This is a genomic window from Paenibacillus sp. J22TS3 (assembly GCF_018403205.1).
Classification (GTDB): Bacteria; Bacillota; Bacilli; order Paenibacillales; family Paenibacillaceae; genus Fontibacillus; species Fontibacillus tuaregi.
In genome coordinates this window covers 300099-313767 of the sequence record NZ_BOSF01000004.1, presented here as the reverse complement: position 1 = coordinate 313767, position 13669 = coordinate 300099, and the positions used below count along the sequence as shown (strand labels likewise).

At 49.8% G+C, this 13669-nt stretch carries 17 protein-coding genes; 13 read left to right on the top strand and 4 right to left on the bottom strand.

The features are described from left to right. Positions 1 to 58: 58 nt before the first annotated feature. From KJS63_RS14920 to KJS63_RS14895, 6 genes are all read left to right on the top strand, one after another. Entirely contained in the window at positions 59 to 802 is a 744-nt protein-coding gene (locus tag KJS63_RS14920; protein ID WP_213619827.1) for a glycerophosphodiester phosphodiesterase, read from the top strand. Continuing rightward, the gene (locus KJS63_RS14915) at positions 799 to 1989 is read left to right on the top strand and encodes an SLC45 family MFS transporter (protein ID WP_213619826.1); all 1191 of its coding nucleotides are present in this window, start codon (positions 799 to 801) and stop codon (positions 1987 to 1989) included. The genes KJS63_RS14920 and KJS63_RS14915 overlap by 4 nt, the downstream gene beginning before the upstream one ends. A 46-nt stretch (positions 1990 to 2035) precedes the next feature. Beyond that, the gene (locus KJS63_RS14910; protein ID WP_213619825.1) at positions 2036 to 2611 is read left to right on the top strand and encodes a DUF1572 family protein; all 576 of its coding nucleotides are present in this window, start codon (positions 2036 to 2038) and stop codon (positions 2609 to 2611) included. Between the two features lie 417 nt (positions 2612 to 3028). Further along, positions 3029 to 3445: a DUF2500 domain-containing protein gene (locus KJS63_RS14905; protein WP_213619824.1), complete on the top strand. Its 417-nt coding sequence runs from the start codon at positions 3029 to 3031 to the stop codon at positions 3443 to 3445. Further along, positions 3438 to 3896, top strand: a complete 459-nt coding sequence (locus tag KJS63_RS14900) for a GNAT family N-acetyltransferase (protein WP_213619823.1) — start codon at positions 3438 to 3440, stop codon at positions 3894 to 3896. Before KJS63_RS14905 ends, KJS63_RS14900 begins: the two co-directional genes overlap by 8 nt. A 94-nt stretch (positions 3897 to 3990) precedes the next feature. After that, positions 3991 to 4551, top strand: a complete 561-nt coding sequence (locus KJS63_RS14895; protein WP_213619822.1) for a GNAT family N-acetyltransferase — start codon at positions 3991 to 3993, stop codon at positions 4549 to 4551. Between the two features lie 8 nt (positions 4552 to 4559). On the opposite strand, the gene KJS63_RS14890 is transcribed toward KJS63_RS14895, so the two are convergent. Beyond that, positions 4560 to 5333, bottom strand: a complete 774-nt coding sequence (locus tag KJS63_RS14890) for a YqcI/YcgG family protein (protein ID WP_244862644.1) — start codon at positions 5331 to 5333, stop codon at positions 4560 to 4562. A 156-nt stretch (positions 5334 to 5489) separates the two neighbouring features. On the opposite strand from KJS63_RS14890, the gene KJS63_RS14885 reads away from it, so the two are divergent. Further along, a complete protein-coding gene (locus KJS63_RS14885; RefSeq protein ID WP_213619821.1) occupies positions 5490 to 5858 on the top strand; it encodes a hypothetical protein in 369 nt (122 codons plus the stop codon). A 148-nt stretch (positions 5859 to 6006) separates the two neighbouring features. Here the strand turns inward: KJS63_RS14885 and KJS63_RS14880 are convergent, their stop codons facing one another. The 3 genes from KJS63_RS14880 to KJS63_RS14870 form a co-directional block, all read right to left on the bottom strand. After that, the gene (locus KJS63_RS14880) at positions 6007 to 6378 is read right to left on the bottom strand and encodes a rhodanese-like domain-containing protein (protein WP_082927081.1); all 372 of its coding nucleotides are present in this window, start codon (positions 6376 to 6378) and stop codon (positions 6007 to 6009) included. A gap of 88 nt (positions 6379 to 6466) precedes the next feature. After that, positions 6467 to 7387, bottom strand: a complete 921-nt coding sequence (gene cysK, locus KJS63_RS14875; RefSeq protein WP_213619820.1) for a cysteine synthase A — start codon at positions 7385 to 7387, stop codon at positions 6467 to 6469. 424 nt (positions 7388 to 7811) lie between these two features. Further along, complete coding sequence (locus KJS63_RS14870) at positions 7812 to 9764, bottom strand: ABC-F family ATP-binding cassette domain-containing protein (RefSeq protein WP_213619819.1); 1953 nt, start codon at positions 9762 to 9764, stop codon at positions 7812 to 7814. Between the two features lie 247 nt (positions 9765 to 10011). On the opposite strand from KJS63_RS14870, the gene KJS63_RS14865 reads away from it, so the two are divergent. The 6 genes from KJS63_RS14865 (at position 10012) to groES (ending at position 13654) form a co-directional block, all read left to right on the top strand. Then, positions 10012 to 10644, top strand: coding sequence for a 5-formyltetrahydrofolate cyclo-ligase (locus tag KJS63_RS14865; RefSeq protein ID WP_213619818.1), 633 nt, complete (start codon positions 10012 to 10014; stop codon positions 10642 to 10644). A gap of 62 nt (positions 10645 to 10706) precedes the next feature. Further along, on the top strand, positions 10707 to 11174 hold the full coding sequence (moaC, locus tag KJS63_RS14860) for a cyclic pyranopterin monophosphate synthase MoaC (RefSeq protein WP_068615200.1): 468 nt from the start codon (positions 10707 to 10709) through the stop codon (positions 11172 to 11174). Between the two features lie 39 nt (positions 11175 to 11213). Further along, positions 11214 to 11699 carry a MogA/MoaB family molybdenum cofactor biosynthesis protein gene (locus KJS63_RS14855; protein WP_068615203.1) on the top strand — a complete coding sequence of 162 codons (486 nt, stop codon included), beginning with the start codon at positions 11214 to 11216 and terminating at the stop codon, positions 11697 to 11699. An 81-nt stretch (positions 11700 to 11780) separates the two neighbouring features. Next, positions 11781 to 12008, top strand: a complete 228-nt coding sequence (gene tatA / locus KJS63_RS14850) for a twin-arginine translocase TatA/TatE family subunit (protein ID WP_213619817.1) — start codon at positions 11781 to 11783, stop codon at positions 12006 to 12008. Positions 12009 to 12341: 333 nt separating this feature from the next. Next, the gene (gene tatC, locus KJS63_RS14845; RefSeq protein ID WP_068615210.1) at positions 12342 to 13103 is read left to right on the top strand and encodes a twin-arginine translocase subunit TatC; all 762 of its coding nucleotides are present in this window, start codon (positions 12342 to 12344) and stop codon (positions 13101 to 13103) included. 269 nt (positions 13104 to 13372) lie between these two features. Then, complete coding sequence (groES, locus tag KJS63_RS14840) at positions 13373 to 13654, top strand: co-chaperone GroES (RefSeq protein WP_068615212.1); 282 nt, start codon at positions 13373 to 13375, stop codon at positions 13652 to 13654. Positions 13655 to 13669: the final 15 nt, after the last annotated feature.

Sequence of the window (13669 nt, the reverse complement as noted above, 5' to 3'; positions counted from 1 at the left end):
GATGAATGTTTTTTTCCGTTATATGATGAATGCTTTTAGCTGCTAAGGAGGAAGCGCGGTGCACACTTGTATTAATTTTGCCCATCGGGGCGCGGCCGGGCATAGTCCTGAGAACACGATGGCTTCATTTATCAAAGCCATTGAGCTTGGGGCGACAGGAATCGAGACGGATGTGCAGATGACCAAGGATGGCCAGCTGGTCCTGATCCACGATGAGACGCTTGCCCGCACAGCCGGATCACCGGAATGGGTCAAGGATCTGACATGGGCCGAGCTGCGGAAGCGGGAGGCCGGCTCTTGGTATCATTCCGATTACCAGGGAGAGCGGATTCCTTCATTGGAGGATTTGCTGGAATTGGTAAGAAGCCATGAGCTGATGATTAACCTCGAACTGAAGAACGGAATTGTCCAGTACCCTTCACTTGAAGCCAAGGTGATTGAAGTGGTCCGCCAATATGAGCTGGAGGAGCGGGTGATCCTGTCCAGCTTCAACCATTATTCTTTGGTGGAATGCAAGAGATTGGCTCCTGAGATACGTACAGGCATTTTGTACATGGAAGGGTTATACGAGCCTTGGGATTACGCCGCAAGAATCGGGGCAGATGCCCTGCATGCCTTCAAGTATGCATTAACGCCTGAACTTGTGGGAATGGCTGCCGCGAAGGGCATGCCTTATCACCCGTTTACCGTGAACGAACAGCAGGAGATGAGAGCTCTTCTGACCGCCGGAGTCTCGGGTATCATTACGGATTATCCGGACCGGCTGGCGGCTTTGCTGGCTGAGGCGGAGGATAACGGATGAAAAAGACTTGGCTGCTGGGGCTTGGCTTCTTCAGTATCAGTCTGACGTGGGCGCTGTATAATGCGTTTGTGCCCCTGTTCCTGGATGATTACTTGAACAAGGCGGCACTGATTGGCTTTATGATGACAATTGATAACTATCTGGCGCTGTTTATCCAGCCGTGGATTGGCTACCGGAGCGATAAGACGCATACCCGGTATGGCCGGCGCATGCCTTATCTCCTGATTGGAATGCCGCTGGCGGCTGTGTTTGTTACGCTCATTCCCTGGTATAACAGCCTGATTATGCTTGTGGTGTTTATGGTTCTGATGAATCTTTCGATGAGTCTATTCCGCTCACCGACCGTAGCCCTGATGCCGGATATTACAGCAGAATCTAAGCGGACCAAGGCGAACGGAATTATTAATTTTATGGGCGGGCTCGGCTCTGTGCTGGCTTTTGGCGTAGGCTCCACATTGTATGGAATCGGCTCTTACCTTCCGTTTCTCGGGGCGGGTATTATCATGCTTCTTACGCTGGTTGTCCTGAAGCTGGTCATTCGTGAGCCTGTTGCAAGCAGCCAAGGTGCTGGGGAACAAAGCGCTGTCCGTATCAAGGATCAGTTGGATCGTACAACCGTGTTTATCCTCCTGGCGATTTTCTTCTGGTTCGTAGCTTACCAGGGAGTGGAGGCACTGTTCACCCTGTATGGGACAAAGTATCTCGAAATGTCGGATAAGGACGCATCCTTCTCGCTCACATTCTTCTCCCTTGCCTTTCTGATCTTTGCCCTTCCCAGCGGATGGCTCGGAGCCAAGTTCGGCAAAAAGAGTGTCATAATGGTTGGTGTATTGGGACTTTTCATTATATTTGGGTCCATACTGTTTGTTCATTCTATACTGCTGCTTCGGATTCTCCTGATTGCGGGAGGGATCTTCTGGGCATGCATCAATATTAATTCGTATCCATGGGTGGTGGCGACCGGTAGAGAACAGAGCATCGGAACCAGAACTGGCTTGTATTACCTGGTTTCCTCGCTGGCCGCGATTATCTCGCCGCCGCTGCTTGGCTGGATGATGGATTTGTTCGGCTACCCGATGCTGTTTATAACAGCATCGGCTGGCCTGGTGCTCGCGTTTCTTTGTCTTCTTGCCGTGCGCGGAGAACAGCCGGATACACCAAGCGGAATTCAGGCTCCATCCTTATAAATCTAACGATCCGATCAATGTGTGAAGAAAGGAAGGGAAGACAACGATGAATGGTGAAGTCTATTTGAAAAGCATGAGAAACCAGTTCTTATACTATAAGACACTTGGAGAGAAGGCGATGGATCAGCTGGAGCCTGAGCAGCTGTTCACGACGTATAATACCGACACGAACAGCATCGCCACTATAGTTAAACACCTTAGCGGCAATATGCTGTCCAGATGGACCAATTTTTTGACAGAGGACGGCGAGAAGCCTTGGAGAGACAGGGATAGTGAGTTTGAGCAGGATATCATCGTAGACCGGGAAGGACTTATGGAGAAATGGGAAAAAGGATGGAGCTGTCTGTTTGAGGCTCTGGACCCGCTCCGTCCTGAACAGCTGTCAGATATCGTCTATATTCGCAATGAAGGACATACGGTGATGGAGGCCATCAACCGGCAGCTCGCGCACTATTGCTACCATGTCGGACAGATCATCTATGCATCCAAGCTGCTTAAGCATGACGACTGGACCAGTCTGTCGGTCCCTAAGAACAGCTCGAAGTCCTATAATGCGGCGAAGTTTTCTGAAGAGAGAACGATCCATAATTTTACGGAGGAAGAGTTGAAGAGATTGAAATAGTATACGGTTAACACAGGATGCTGTTGTAACCCCATAAGAACCGAGGCCATCTCTAGGGCTTCGGTTTTTCTTTTTTAATAAAATTTATGCGAATTCCGGCAAATGTCATATTTTTGCAGCAGGCAAAGAGAGAAGTTCAGCTTATTTAGAAGCTCTGCTATAGGCGCGCTTAATTAATTATTATTTTGTAAGCTGGAGATTACAAGTTTCGGGATTAGTTGTATAATTATGGAAAATGGTATAGAGTAGAATTCCAACCTATTTAAATCGCAAATGAAAACTAGGAAGAAAAGGAGTGAGCCCTAGTGTCGACTCAAATCCTCGGCTCCCCGGGCCTTGTACAGTTAAGGACGGCGGCGTACGAAGATATAGGCTAAGTCTATATAGACTAATATAATGATAGAAAGGCTGGGAACCATGGATAGATTTGACGGGTTTGGCGGACCTGAAGCTTTTTTTGAATTTTTGATTGGTGTTCCGATGTGGATGAAGGTGGCAGGCGTCGTTTTGCTGGTTGTCGTTATAGCCATATTTGCTTATGCTATTATCAAAGGTTTGATGGTTTGGTCTGCCAATAACAAAAACCGTTTACTCATGAAGTACGCGGTAGTCTCATCCAAGAGGACGGAGATGCATGGAACGGGTTCCGGGCCTTATACACCCCGCTATTTCATCACGTTTGAACTGGAGGATGGGCGAAAGCTGGAATTTCGGATGGCGGCAAGAGAGTATGCCATACTAAAGGAGAAAGATGAAGGCGAGATCACCTACCAGGGTGGTGTCTTTAAAAATTTCAATCGGAGAATAAAAGGAGAGTATAAGCAGCATGGATAACTCTATAATTGTGTGTCAGGCAACGATCAGGGATTTGGATTTAGTAGCGGAATTATTTAATGAGTACAGGGTGTTTTATGGGCAGGCTTCAGACTTGCAAGGCGCGCGGGACTTTCTGTTTGAGCGGTTCGAGCACCTGGAGTCCGTGATACTCTATGCGAAGGAAGCGGCTTCGGGTAGACCGGCTGGCTTTACACAGCTGTATCCGCTCTTCTCATCTATTTCCATGCAGCGGCTGCTGCTGCTCAATGATCTGTATGTCGCTCCGCAGTACCGTCGTAACGGGGTAGGGCAGTTGCTGATGGACGAAGCTAAGCAGTACGCCAAGCTGGTGCGTGCCAAAGGCATTCAGTTATCCACCGGTGTGGAGAATCAAACAGCCCAGTCGCTGTACGAACGAAATGGTTATGTCCGAGATTCAGTGTACTACCATTACTTCCTTGCTATATGATGATACTTAAGCGATATAAGCCCTCTTTAATCTTTTTTGGACTCCTTACATATTAGGGATTTCTCTATAAAAATTATAATAAACCGAGGATAACATGTTTAGAGAAAAAGTAACTTCAGAGAGATTAATTCTGCGCGTGGTGGATGAGAGCAATGCCCCTCGTATTCTTGAATTTGTCATCCGCAACAAGGAGCATTTGGCTGAGTGGGAACCCGCAAGGGAGCCGGAGTATTACACGCTGGCCTACCAGCGACAGCTGATTATGGGCGACATGCGAAATATGGCCGGAGGCCAATTATATAAGCTGTGGATGTTCAAGTCGGATCAGCCGGATTCTCCGGTAATCGGCTCTATCTCGCTTAGTAATATCGCCCGGGGCGCGTTTCTATCCTGTCATATGGGATACCGGCTGGATGCGGCTGAGCTTAATCAGGGTTATATGACAGAAGCCGTGCGATGTGTGGTTGACCTGGCCTTCCGGGAATTGGGTCTCCACCGGATTGAAGCTAACATTATGCCCCGTAATGAGGCGTCCTTAAGCGTCGTCCGCAAGTGCGGCTTCCAATCTGAAGGATTGGCCCGGAAATATCTCTGCATTAACGGAAAATGGGAGGACCATGTTCATATGGTCCTCCTGAATGAAGCAATGGAGTAATTACAAAGCTAGGATGTTCCCTGTCCTTCAGAAGCATGGGATTTCTTCTGTGCGTGCCTGGAGAAGGGGCAAGAGGGGGCGGAGCTGTGGTCATCTCTGAGGAAGTACTGCTTCCACTCATAATTGTCCTTCTCACCATACAGTTTCAGATCCGGGTGGGGAGAGATCGTATCATAGGCTTCAAGTCTCTGCCGGATCAACGGCTTCATGGTTTCAGCCTGCTTCGGAACCTTATTGAACTCTACGAGCACCCATCGCGGAGTCAAAGCGAGCATGAAATAAGGGAAATATCTGCTCTGCCGGTTTACATGTGAGGGTGTTGCACAATAGACGAAATAGGATTCGCCATGAAGACAATATTCCCAGAAGTGGTGCGAAGGCTCTGTAGGAATATGTGCTGGCCAATCCAGGGCGTCCTCACCACTGGTCCGGCTTAACAGATCCCAGAACAGGGACTCGTAATGTTCTACGGAGGACTGGTGTCTCAGATCATCAGGAGTATGGAAGAACAAGATAAGTGAGGTATATTTACCGAACTGTCTCGAGTTATCTGTAAATTGCCTTACAAGCTCGGACACAGCTGCCGGGGCTTCGCTGCTGCGGGGATCTGGCAAGAACCCGTATTTCAGGTGATTGTGGGCAAATCCGAGAGTTGCCGGGATACAAGGGAATTTATCCTCCCGGTTTGTCATTTTGGCGGCGAACGCCTGATAGGCGGCAACCTTCCAGTCCTCCTTCGGGACATAGTGATCCTCCAGATTGGCTTTGTCATAAAGCATCATCTGCATCACTCCTTCTCCCCCAGCTTATTAGGCACAGCAGGTTTAGGTGACTGTCCATATAGGACTACAGCAATCATGTACATATTCTTATTTCACATAGCTGGTAGAGTATAGAACAAGAAGATGGATCCACAGGAGGAAGAGAGGTCTTGAATCATGACGATAATACTTATGACACTGATTTTTGTGGGAGCCGTGGTTGTTCCTTTAATTGTAATTGAGGTCAACCGGAGAAGAGAGATCACCTCGGAGTTCAATCAGCAGTTTTTCGGTTACAGCTGTCTGACGCTGGGGATGCAGGTCGTCTTTCTGCTTTTGTTCCTGACCGATAAGCTCCAAGGACTCGGCATGTGGGCGCATGCCATATGGTGGTGGATTGTCCTCGCAGGCCTTTATGTGGCTGTGGTAGGAATTTGGAAGAAAACTAGGAATCGCAAGAACGTCGTTTTGTTTCTCTTAACGGGGGGGATCAGTGTGATTCTGGGCATCTTGTATTTGCTAGGGGTATTTATTACGAGCATGTAGGAAGGAGAGAGGCAAGAATCTGAAGTTCACTTGCTCTCCATCGCTCTTAATCTTTGAACCTGCACGGCCATTCATTGGTATGCTTATTAAAAATAGCCCTGCCGTTCCCTGAGTGGGGCGTGCAGGGCTGCTCTATATCAGCCAGTTATTAAGATTGACGCTCCAGCCGGTCGGCATCAAATTGCTCAATCACATTCTCTGGGCCGGTCACGACCTCCTTGTCCCAGTTCAACATCCCGCCTTCGTAGTTATGAACCTTCGGGAAGCCTTGGCTTTGAAAGAAGCGTGCAACCTCGTAACTCCGTCCTCCGCTGCGGCAGACAAAGACATATTCGCGCTCCTTGTCAAAATCCTGCAGGTAAGCAGCGATTTCCCCCATTGGAATCAATGGAATACCAGGGATGTGTCCCGCGGTATATTCGTCAACCTCCCGTACATCAATGACTAGAGCGCGCCTTTCATCGTCATGCAGAATCTCGTACAGTTCCTCCCGGTCCACATGGGACACGCCGTAAATCATCTTGCTCACTATATTCTCCACCCTTCTGTTGAAAGTGTACCTGAGCGATATCAGGTTGAATTATCGGTTTATCATCGTTCATATTGGATCAAAAGATGTCCATGCTCAGATAGCGCTCACCTGTATCCGGTGCTATACATAAAATGCGTTTGCCCCGGCCGAGCCTTCGGGCCAGCTGGACAGCAGTCCATACGGTGGCTCCGGCTGAGGGTCCGACTAGAATTCCCTCCTGGCTTGCCAGCTTACGTGTGGTCTCCAGAGCGTCCTCGTCCGCAACCTGCACAATTTCGTCGTAGACCTCAGTATTCAGAATGGAAGGGACGAACCCGGGGCTTGTACCTACCAGCTTATGCGGCCCTGGCTCTCCGCCGGATAGAACGGGTGACCCCTTGGGCTCAACCACATAAATCTGGATTCCGGGGAGCTTCTCCTGGAGCACTTCCCCTGTTCCTGTTATGGTGCCGCCTGTACCGGATGAGGCCACAAACACATCCAGCCGACCTTCCATCTGCTCAAGTATCTCCATAGCAGTTGTTCCACGGTGGGCATCCGGATTGGCCGGATTCTCGAACTGCTGGGGGATGAAGCTGTCCTGGATTTGCGCCTTCAGCTCAAGCGCTTTCTCGATAGCTCCTGGCATCCGCTTCGCAGCGGGGGTAAGAACTACTTCTGCTCCGTAAGCCTTGAGAATATTGATGCGCTCTTTCGTCATGTTATCCGGCATGACCAGGATGGCACGGTAGCCCTTGGCCGCAGCATTCATCGCAAGGCCGATTCCGGTGTTGCCGCTGGTCGGTTCAATGATCGTGGAACCTGGCTTCAGATGTCCTTCTTGTTCAGCGCGGAGAATCATATGATAAGCGGCTCTGTCCTTCACACTGCGGCTGGGATTGAAATATTCGAGTTTGACATAAACCTCGGCATCCTCTGGCCCAACAAGTCGGCCAAGCTTTACAGCCGGCGTGTCACCGATCAGTTCCGTGATGCTGTTCACTATTTTCCCGGACATCGTAAGCCCGCCTTTCTTGAATAGTATGGTTTTATCTTAGATAATGAATTGGCCCGTAGGCAAGACACATGAATTAAACCTGCTAAACACACATATAGGACAAAAGTCGTGGTTGTCAAGATGTGGACAAGGTTATCCACAGTTTACCTGAATAATGTGCATAAAATGTTGAAACCCTTACCCAGATTCACTTTATATGAATCATGAAAAAGGGGACAAGATTTTCACAATCCAATGTGCAAACTGTGGATAATGTGGATAATCCAGTGGATAATCACAGGCTAAGTGAGTAAGGACGGGTGAAAAACCAGCAAAACAGGCCGTTTGGATAAGGACATATTTCTTAATTGTGTGGATAAGGCTGTGTATAAGTTAACCCGATTGTAAGCCTAATGTAAAAAAAAAATATTTTATGCCGCTGTCATTAAGCCTCAGCGAGAAGTTCCTCCCATTCGGCATAGGCCGCAGCCAGCTGGTTCTTGAGGTCATCAATCTTCGCCTGCCGTTCCTGCACGGCCATATAGTCCTGATAAACCTCAGGAAGAGCGAGCTCGGCCTCAAGTTCCGAGATATTCTCCTCATGCTTGGCAATCAACTGTTCAAGTTGATCGATACGGCGCTGCCGATTGCGTTCCTCACGTTTAGCCTGTTTATCTGCCTCAAAGGACTGGGCACCGCTCTTCGGCTCAGCTGCGGCCTCTTCAGTCTGCTTCTTGGTGGGGGAGGAATTGGCCGCCGCCTTCTCCAGAGCAAGTTCTTCAAGCTCCTGTTTTTTCTCAAGGTAATCGTCGTAATTGCCAAGATACATCTCTGCTCCAAGCGGGTGCAGTTCCACGATGCGCTCGGCCATTTTGTTCAGGAAGTACCGGTCATGGGAAATAAACAGCAGTGTGCCATCATACTCAATTAGAGCTGCTTCAAGCACCTCTTTGCTATACAAGTCGAGATGGTTTGTCGGCTCATCCAGGATCAGCACATTAGCTTTGAGCAGCATCAGCTTGGCCAGAGCAACCCTGGCCTTCTCACCGCCGCTTAAGGCGGAGATCCGCTTGAGCACATCTTCACCACTGAATAGGAAATTGCCGAGCACACTGCGGATTCGCGCCTCTTCAATATGAGGGAACGCACTCCACAGCTCTTCAAGCACCGTATTGCTTGGATTCAGATGGGTCTGCTCCTGGTCATAGTACCCAAGCTTGACCTTGGTTCCCCAGTTGATTCTTCCGGAGGTTGCCTTCAGGTCGCCGGTCAGCATTTTCAGCAGGGTGGACTTGCCGATTCCATTAGGACCGATCAAGGCAACCGTCTCTCCCCGGCGCAGATCAAAGCTGACATTCTGGAAGAGCGGAGCATCCTTATCGAACGCATAAGCTAATTGTTCAACCTGCAGTACTTCCTTGCCAGACATGATCTCCGCTTCGAAGGAGAAGTTGGCCTTCTTCAGATCACCCTGCGGCCGGTCCAGTACTTCCATTCGGTCCAGCGCTTTGCGGCGGCTCTGTGCCCGCTTGGTGGTCGATGCGCGGACAATATTTTTCTGAATGAAGTCCTCCAGCCTTGCGATCTCGTCCTGCTGCTTCTCGTATTGCTTGAGCTGGCTTTCATATTCCGCAGCCTTCAGTTCAATGAACCGGCTGTAGTTCCCGGTGTAGCGTTTGGATTGGTGACGTTCGATCTCCACAATGGCAGTGACCAGCCGGTCCAGAAAGTACCGGTCATGGGAGACGATCAGAAGGGCGCCTGAATAGCTTCTTAGGTAATCCTCCAGCCAGGTCAGCGTCTGGATGTCCAAATGGTTCGTCGGCTCATCCAACATCAGCAGATCCGGAGCCTGAAGCAGAATGCGGGCGAGAGCCAGACGAGTCTTCTGTCCGCCGCTCAGTGTGGATATCCGGGTCTCCGGAGGAAATGTGCCAAATCCCATGCCGTGAAGCACACTGCGGATTCGCGTCTCCATCTCATAGCCGCCATGGTCCTTGAACCAGTCGGACTTACGCGCGTAACGCTCAAGCAGGTCTTCAAACGCCTTCTCATTCGCCGCGGTTTCCGGACTCGCGATCTCCAGCTCCATCTGGCGCAGTTCCGCCTCAGTCTCAATCAGAGGTGAGAACACATTCAGCATCTCTTCCCAGATGGTCCGGTCTGAATGAAGTCCGCTATTCTGGGCAAGATATCCGATTGTTGTCTCTTTAGCTTTGAAAATTTGTCCACTGTCATAAGACATTTCTCCGGCTAGGATTTGAAGCAGGGTAGATTTGCCGGCCCCGTTTACACCGACCAGACCAATCCGGTCACGCTCCAGCACCTGCAGCCCGATGCCTTCTAATATATGTGTCGTTCCGTATGATTTTCTGATATCTGTAGCTTGAAGCAGCATAACTTGTATATCCTCCATAGTCTAATAGCAGCCTTGCGTGCTGCCCAGGGGTTCTTATTTCTAGTTTACATGAAACCCTATGCAAATGCACCGGATACTCCCGGATCTTCGGGGACGATGGCGCTTTGTTCAAGTTTTCATTTTGGCGGAACAGTGATAAACTAAAGGGAGATATTTGGCGCATGAATGAAATTTTCCTTGCGGACCGGCGTCAACCTAAGCATTTCGAAAGACAGGTGCTACGAACTTGGATATACCTGAATTAAAAAGAGAGCTTCGTGAGCGCATGCTCCGCATCCGTGCGGCTGTTCCCGAAATCTCCAGAACTAAGCAGGCTGAGTCAGCAAGCCTCCTGGCCGAGGAGCAGCTCTTATCCCGGCTTCGGGCGGACAAGCCCGGCGGGGGACTTGTGGTGTTCAGCTATCTGTCTTTTCGGGACGAGCCCTCTACCCTGCCTTTGATTCGCAGCTGCTGGCACCATGGAGACCGTGTTCTTATTCCACGTATAACGGGGAAGTCTTCAATGAGTCTGCATGAGATTAAGAGCGAACGCGATTATTCACCAGGTTCTTGGGGGATTCCTGAGCCTGAAGACCACCTTCCGGTTTGGCCGGTTGAACAGTACCAGGAGATTGATCTGGTTCTCGTTCCGGGACTTGCTTATGATCGAAAAGGCGGAAGAATCGGCTTTGGGGCCGGTTATTACGACCGGTTTGTGGAACAGCTTACGCGGCAATTACAAGCGGGACGTAAGCCAGTGCTGGCGGCACTCGCCTTGCAGGAGCAGCTGGTTCCCGAGGTTCCGATGGAGATGCATGATTTTAAGCTGGACCTGCTCTTTACAGCTGACGGTGTGATACGGATTGCGCAAGCGGTTTGAAGCATAAATGAAGATAAAAGGTTGGGAGAATATTGACGGATTCTGCATCAGATCAGGCGAAAATGACCCACTTCAATGAACAGGGCCGGGCAAGAATGGTCGATATCTCGGAGAAAGCGGTCACGGCCCGAACAGCGGTGGCGGTTACGAAGGTCACGATGCTGCCTTCGACTTTGCTCGCCATCAAGGAGGGCAAGGTAGGCAAGGGCGATGTCCTCGCTGTAGCCCAGGTTGCCGGAATTCAGGCGGCTAAGCGGACTTCAGACTGGATTCCGATGTGTCACCCGCTGCCATTGACAGGTGTGAATCTTATGTTCTCTGATAACGGACATGATGAGTTATATATAGAGGCTTCAGTGAAGACCGAAGGCAAGACCGGGGTTGAGATGGAGGCGCTCACCTGCGTGTCGGCAGCTGCTCTGACGGTATATGATATGTGCAAGGCACTGCAGAAAGATATGATTATTGGCCCGACTCTTCTAAAGTCCAAGACTGGCGGGAAGAGCGGCGATTATAACCTCGGGGTATAGACAGATAAATGTTCCAATTCGGATAAGGAGGGTGACTTCATGGTATGGAAAACAGCGATCTTGACGGCTAGCGACAAGGGAGCCAGAGGCGAACGTGAAGATACGAGCGCCCAGGTTATCCGGGAACTGGTCGAGGAAGAACTGGGCGGAGAAATTGTGGAATACCGCATCGTTCCTGACGAACAGGATGAAATTATTGCCGCTCTCATTGAGATGACGGACTATTTCCAGGCGAACCTGGTGCTGACCACCGGCGGCACTGAGCTGGCAGCCAGAGATGTGACGCCTGAAGCAACACGGCGCATTATTGAGCGGGAGGTGCCGGGCATGGCGGAAGCCATGCGGGCGAGAGCGATGCAGAAGAATCCTGCGGCAATGCTGTTTCGCGGCGTTGTAGGCATTCGGGGCCGAACCTTGATTGTGAACCTGCCGGGTACGCCCAAAGGGGTTCATGAGAATCTGGCAGCCATTATGGGCCAGCTGCCGGATGCGCTGCTGATGGTAACAGGCCAGTTCCGGTTATAGTGGATGCTTGCTTAGACCTGTCACATAGTTTTTACTTATGATATGATGTGGACATAAGGACAGAACGGAGGAACTAGTCTGATGTCAGCTATTATTATAATCATTATTGCAGCCCTGCTGCTGTTTGGGCCGAACAAGCTGCCGGATCTGGGACGGGCGGTGGGCCGTACCTTCCGTGAATTTAAAGAGGCAACACGGGATATCGTGAGTGATGATGACGAGCCTCAGATGAAGAAGGTTGAGGCTGCGCCCGTGAAGCCTGTGGAGCAAGCTCAGACACAGCCTGCAGAGCGCAGACTTCCGGAATAATAGACTCCTTCCCGAAGGAAGGAGTTTTTTTTTCAAGACTTCTTTATGATATAAAATGAACTTTAGAATTAACTTGATCTCAGGAGAGAGGTCGAGTGATTCTGAAGAAGCGGTGCGTCCTAGAGGTGTGTAACCTTCATAAGTTCATTTTATTAGTACCTTCTTAAGGCTCGTATATTTGAGCAGGAGCTAGTCAGGAGCTAGTAGGAGTTAGACCGCGGGAATGGCTGCTTCCTATAAAAGGGGAGGAACCTGAAGACCCCGTGAACCGGCACCGGGAGGTGCTTTTATTTTGTCTGGTTATGCTGAAGATAGACAGGAGGGCGGCGTTAAATGCCTGAGGAACAGGAAGGAATGTCGGTAGTTGATCATTTGGCGGAGCTTCGCAAGCGCTTGTTCGTCACGCTGCTGCTGTTTGCTGTGGTGCTTGTCGGCGGTTTTTTTGTGGCGCACCCGGTATATGATTATTTGACCGTACAAGGACCTAAGGGATTGGAACTGAAGCTGAACGCCTTCTCTTTCTGGGACGGGGTCAATGTGTACATGAAGCTGGCCTTGATTGTTGCCCTTGCGGTGACACTGCCGTTTACCATATATCAGATTTGGGCGTTTGTGAGTCCTGGACTTAAGCCGAAGGAGCGCCGGGCCACACTGAAATATATCCCTTTTGTGTTTATTTGCTTTTTGGCTGGTGTCGCGTTTGGTTATTTCGTAGTGTTCCCGCTGGCGATGTCCTTCACCACCAGTCTAAATAAGCAGCTCGGATTGGTTGAGACCTACGGGATCGCAGATTATTTCAAGTTCATGATGAATATTATCCTGCCGATCTCGCTGCTGTTTGAGCTGCCGATCGTGGTGCTGTTTCTGACGCAGATACGGCTGCTTAATCCCAAACGTCTGAAGAAGATGCGCCGGGTTGCGTATTTCGCGCTGGTCGTCGTTTCGGTTATGATTACGCCGCCGGACTTCTTCTCAGCGTTCCTGGTGCTGGTTCCGATGATTCTGCTGTATGAGTTCAGCGTTATGCTGTCGGGCAGGCTGTATCGCAAGCAGCAGGCAGCCGAGGCGCTGCGGAAAGCTGAATATGATCTTTAATTATGCAAGCCCCTGGCTCGTAGCTTCCAAAGCTTACGAGCCAAGGGGCTTTTTTGCGAATTCTTCTATATAAAAGGAATATTTAAGCTGTGGAAGGGATAGGATGAAAGAGGCGTGTCCAAGAAAAAAATGGTCGCAGGGACTTGAAATCTTACGCGAGTTTGAGTATTATAAAGTTGGCTGTTAGCACTACACGATGTTGAGTGCTAACAAAACAAACATAGAGTATCAGCAAAAACAACATAACTAATTTAAGGAGGCTATTTTTCATGATCAGACCTTTGGGTGAACGCGTATTGGTAGAACCGATTGAACAAAACGAAACAACCTCTTTCGGGATTGTGCTCCCGGACACTGCCAAGGAGAAGCCGCAGGAAGGCAAAGTTATTGCTGTAGGCAGCGGTTCTGTGAAAGATGGTGTCCATGTAGCTCTTGAAGTGAAAGTGGGCGACGTGGTTCTGTTCTCCAAATATGCAGGAACAGAGCTTAAGTATGAAGGTAAAGAATATTTGATTATGAAAGAAAGCGACATTCACGCGGTTATCGGCTAAGTCAGCCAGATCCTG

Excerpts from the sequence above, each read along its gene's own strand:
- groES (WP_068615212.1), top strand. The coding sequence starts at position 13,373 with ATGATCAGACCTTTGGGTGAACGCGTATTGGTAGAACCGATTGAACAA.
- KJS63_RS14915 (WP_213619826.1), top strand. The coding sequence starts at position 799 with ATGAAAAAGACTTGGCTGCTGGGGCTTGGCTTCTTCAGTATCAGTCTG.
- moaC (WP_068615200.1), top strand. The coding sequence starts at position 10,707 with ATGACCCACTTCAATGAACAGGGCCGGGCAAGAATGGTCGATATCTCG.
- tatA (WP_213619817.1), top strand. The coding sequence starts at position 11,781 with ATGTCAGCTATTATTATAATCATTATTGCAGCCCTGCTGCTGTTTGGG.
- KJS63_RS14900 (WP_213619823.1), top strand. The coding sequence starts at position 3,438 with ATGGATAACTCTATAATTGTGTGTCAGGCAACGATCAGGGATTTGGAT.
- KJS63_RS14905 (WP_213619824.1), top strand. The coding sequence starts at position 3,029 with ATGGATAGATTTGACGGGTTTGGCGGACCTGAAGCTTTTTTTGAATTT.
- KJS63_RS14885 (WP_213619821.1), top strand. The coding sequence starts at position 5,490 with ATGACGATAATACTTATGACACTGATTTTTGTGGGAGCCGTGGTTGTT.
- cysK (WP_213619820.1), bottom strand. The coding sequence starts at position 7,387 with ATGTCCGGGAAAATAGTGAACAGCATCACGGAACTGATCGGTGACACG.
- KJS63_RS14880 (WP_082927081.1), bottom strand. The coding sequence starts at position 6,378 with ATGATTTACGGCGTGTCCCATGTGGACCGGGAGGAACTGTACGAGATT.
- KJS63_RS14870 (WP_213619819.1), bottom strand. The coding sequence starts at position 9,764 with ATGCTGCTTCAAGCTACAGATATCAGAAAATCATACGGAACGACACAT.
- KJS63_RS14910 (WP_213619825.1), top strand. The coding sequence starts at position 2,036 with ATGAATGGTGAAGTCTATTTGAAAAGCATGAGAAACCAGTTCTTATAC.
- KJS63_RS14855 (WP_068615203.1), top strand. The coding sequence starts at position 11,214 with ATGGTATGGAAAACAGCGATCTTGACGGCTAGCGACAAGGGAGCCAGA.
- KJS63_RS14890 (WP_244862644.1), bottom strand. The coding sequence starts at position 5,333 with ATGATGCTTTATGACAAAGCCAATCTGGAGGATCACTATGTCCCGAAG.
- tatC (WP_068615210.1), top strand. The coding sequence starts at position 12,342 with ATGCCTGAGGAACAGGAAGGAATGTCGGTAGTTGATCATTTGGCGGAG.
- KJS63_RS14895 (WP_213619822.1), top strand. The coding sequence starts at position 3,991 with ATGTTTAGAGAAAAAGTAACTTCAGAGAGATTAATTCTGCGCGTGGTG.